Origin of the sequence: Mycobacterium sp. (genome assembly GCF_052144515.1) — a bacterium.
In the GTDB taxonomy this organism is placed as follows: Bacteria; Actinomycetota; Actinomycetes; order Mycobacteriales; family Mycobacteriaceae; genus Mycobacterium.
The window spans coordinates 1-3,450 of the sequence record NZ_JBKQQD010000209.1; the positions used below are offsets into that span (position 1 = coordinate 1).

Annotated in this window: 4 protein-coding genes; 2 read left to right on the top strand and 2 right to left on the bottom strand. The window is 61.8% G+C overall.

The features are described 5' to 3' along the window. Nucleotides 1-193, bottom strand: a 193-nt coding sequence (locus ACLP9N_RS14950; RefSeq protein WP_442408155.1) for a hypothetical protein, incomplete at its 3' end; no start/stop codon positions are given. 601 nt (nt 194-794) lie between these two features. After that, nucleotides 795-1,148: a hypothetical protein gene (locus ACLP9N_RS14955; protein WP_442408156.1), complete on the bottom strand. Its 354-nt coding sequence runs from the start codon at nt 1,146-1,148 to the stop codon at nt 795-797. A 461-nt stretch (nt 1,149-1,609) separates the two neighbouring features. On the opposite strand from ACLP9N_RS14955, the gene ACLP9N_RS14960 reads away from it, so the two are divergent. Together ACLP9N_RS14960 and ACLP9N_RS14965 are read left to right on the top strand one after the other, a co-directional pair. Continuing rightward, the gene (locus ACLP9N_RS14960; protein WP_442408157.1) at nt 1,610-2,422 is read left to right on the top strand and encodes a transglutaminase-like domain-containing protein; all 813 of its coding nucleotides are present in this window, start codon (nt 1,610-1,612) and stop codon (nt 2,420-2,422) included. Continuing rightward, nucleotides 2,412-3,206, top strand: a complete 795-nt coding sequence (locus ACLP9N_RS14965; protein ID WP_442408158.1) for a peptidase — start codon at nt 2,412-2,414, stop codon at nt 3,204-3,206. The genes ACLP9N_RS14960 and ACLP9N_RS14965 overlap by 11 nt, the downstream gene beginning before the upstream one ends. Nucleotides 3,207-3,450: the final 244 nt, after the last annotated feature.

Genomic DNA, 3,450 nt, shown 5'->3' on the forward strand with positions numbered 1-3,450 from the left:
TCAGGAGTGACCCTTCTTGCGGGCTGCCGTGGTATGCCCAGGTGTAGTCGATGCGGACGGACCGATCCCCCAGCCCCGGCGTGACGATCGCCGTCCCAGGCGATTCATCCACTGAATTGGTGTGGGGGTCCATGAGCCTGTTCTTGCCGGCCCATTGGCCCGCGCTTGCGATCAGCACATCGAGCACGTTCATTGTCGACGACCTCCTCTGGGACGAAGATCCGATCAGGACTGTGGTATCAATGACGGCACCTGGGGTTACTTCAGAATTTGCGCACTATTGTACGCTAAGCTGATAGCTCGTTGCCTCTTAACCTGGTTTGGGACGGAAATGAGAGACGGAGCAAGCTTTGCTCTTCAAATTCGTTGCGGTTCGGCACTGATTCATAAGATGGCCTTAACCCAACACTGACACTGGTGGCGAATTCCCGAGGGACGTCGCTCGGCCTAAGTTTTGGCAAAATGAGTGAGCCCGCGAAGGGGAAATCGGCTGCCTTCACCGTCTCCATCGAATTCGCCACCAGTGTCACTGTTGGGTCTACCCCTACAGGTGGGGTCCGCTCATGACTCCCGCGAACTGGGTACAACCCAACAAAGGAACATTTTGTTTCATAGAACGAAGTTGCCGCCACAGGACTCGCTTGCCGTTCTTTCTCAGCCCTCCAGTCGGCCCGACGTGGCTCGTTAGAGGGCGGTCCGGGTGACGCCTAGCTTCAACGCACAACTCGTTGACGACAGTGTTCCTCTTTCCCATCGCGGCTTGAGCAAGACCGAAACCTAAGCGCTGCGCGCTGTTAGCTCATCCTATGAAACAAAATGTTCCTGTGTTGGGTTTTACCCGGGAGTCGCCCGGCGAGCTCGATGACGGCAGCGGCACGGCGCTCGGCGTGGTCGTGCATGGCGCGGGCCAGGTCGCGCTCGACCTCGTTGCGGGGCCGGAGCGTTGCCTCGTAGGCGGCCTCCTTGGCCTGAACCGCGTCGGCCAGATCGGGCGGCAGGGCAAGTGATTCGCCGGTCAGGCCATGCTGGTAGGCGTTGCAGGCCGAGGCCGCCTTGCCCGCCGCGGTCCGCGGGCCGGTGGACTTGCGGGCTTTGGCCCGGTTGGCGGCCAGCTTCCGGGGGCTGAGCGGCGGCCGGGCATCGGACATGGCAAGCGATCCCGGTGGGGAGGGAGGGGGGCGATCACCCTCACCATCGAGCAACCACCAGGCGACCCCGCCGTTTTTCCCGAGCCCGACGCCGCGGGGACGGCTCCCGGCGCCGCCGGCTCGCCCGCCGCGGCCCGGGGGCGGGTCCGACTTTGCGCGGGGCCTTGGTGCGGCTGTCCACGGCGCGATTCCCTTGACCGACCGAATGCGGCGACGGACAATTCGATTCGGGTGGGATGAGCAGCGCGGCGTTCCGCATGTGGAGCTCGAGATCCGGCAGGACCTGCTCGCAAGCGAATCCGACGTGCAGAGTTGGGCCGAGCGCCTTGGAGGCGTTCTGGAGGAGGCGGTGCCGCACCTGTTTCCAAGGTGATCAGTTTCGCGGCCAGCCTTCTCGCCAGGCACGCAGAGTGCTAGGATCAGATAGGAGAACTTCATACAGCGAGAGAGAGCTGTTACCCGTGCAGATTCAAGTCGGCTACGAACTGGTCTTTCGGTGCCCGCAACCCACACCGATGATCGTCACGTTGAGTATACACTACAGCCGCGTCTCGGACCTCATCAAGGCCGATCACCTGGTGCTAACTCCGTCCATTCCGGTCACGGCCTATCGGGACTCTTTCGGCAACTGGTGCAGCCGCATCGTGGCACTCCCGGGACAGCTCCGGCTGAGCAGCGATGCTGTCGTATCCGACACCGGCAACCCCGACCTGGTAGCGCCTTGGCTCGAGCAGCGGCCCGTGGAGGCACTCCCCGAAGAGACCTTGCTCTTCCTGCTCGGTAGCCGGTATTGCGAGACCGACCTGTTGTCTGAGACTGCATGGCGCTTATTCAATGCGGCGCCGACTGGCTGGAAGCGCGTCCAGGCCATCTGCGATTTCGTGCATCAACACATTCAGTTCGGCTACGGCCTTTCGAGCCCAACGAAGTCCGCTTTTCAAGTTTTTCAGGATCGCAAGGGCGTGTGTCGCGACTTTGCCCATCTCGCCGTCACGCTCTGCCGTTGCATGAATATCCCGGCGCGTTACTGCACTGGCTATCTCGGCGATATCGGCAGGCCTCCAGCCGATTCGCCCATGGACTTTGCGGCCTGGTTCGAGGCCTATCTCGGCGACGCTTGGTACACCTTCGATGCTCGCAACAATACGCCCCGCATCGGGCGCATCCTGATCGCCCGAGGCAGAGACGCGGCGGATGTCGCGCTCACAACCAGCTTCGGGCCGTCGACGCTGGAAAGCCTCAAGGTGTGGACGGATGAGATCAGTGCGAACTGAAGTGCGCCGTACGGGCCAGTCGAAGTCGAGTTCCGCCAGCCGAGAAAGGCAGGGCATGACGTACTGTGTCGGCATCTTGCTCAAGGATGGGATCGTCCTCGCGTCGGACTCGCGCACGCACGCCAGCGTGGATAACTTCGCCAAGTTCTGCAAAATGACCGTGTTCGAGCGGGCCGGCGATCGTGTGCTCGTCTTGCTGAGCTCCGGCAGCTTGGCTGGGACGCAAGCCGTGATCAGCGTGCTGAAGCAGCGCAATGATGTCACGGATGGACCGCCCAATCTATGGACTGCGCGCACCATGTTCGATGTGGTAGTCCTCGTTTCGGATGCCGTGCGCGACATCGAGCGTCGCGACGCGCCGTTCCTGGAAAGCGGTCCCATTCGGTTCAACGCCTCTTTCGTCGTCGGTGGACAGATCAAGGGCGAGCCGCCGCGGCTATTTCGCATCTACGCAGAGGGCAACTTCATCGAAGCCGGAGAGGATACGCCGTTTCTACAAACTGGCGAAGCCAAATACGGAAAGCCGATCCTCGATCGGGTGATCACGCCCACCACCACGCTCTCGGACGCCGCCAAATGCATTCTCGTTTCATTCGATTCGACCATGCGCAGCAACTTGTCTGTGGGCATGCCCATCGATCTGGTGTGCTACGAACGGGACAGCCTGGAGATCCGCATGCGGCGCCGCTTCGACGAGGGCGACGCTTATTTCACGGCACTGAGCGCAAACTGGAGCGAGGGCGTACGCAAAGTGTTCCGGGAGCTGCCCGAGCTGGAATGGTAGGAACGCTCCCCAATTGCGGGACGGGGGAGAAGAAAGGGGGAGAAAGTGCCCACATTGGGGCCACCCATAATTTCCTCTGGCTACTGGACAGACGAATCCGCACTTGGTACGTTTGATCATCATGAGGCTGGCCGGGTCGACGCCCGACCGGGCCAAGGTATCGCGAGCCGATGTGGAGCATCTGAGCATGGCACGGCGGAATCGCGCGGAGGTCGTGGTCGCGGATGAGGTCGGGGTCTATCAC

Coding starts and splice junctions, on each gene's coding strand:
- ACLP9N_RS14955 (WP_442408156.1), bottom strand. CDS start 1,148: ATGTCCGATGCCCGGCCGCCGCTCAGCCCCCGGAAGCTGGCCGCCAAC.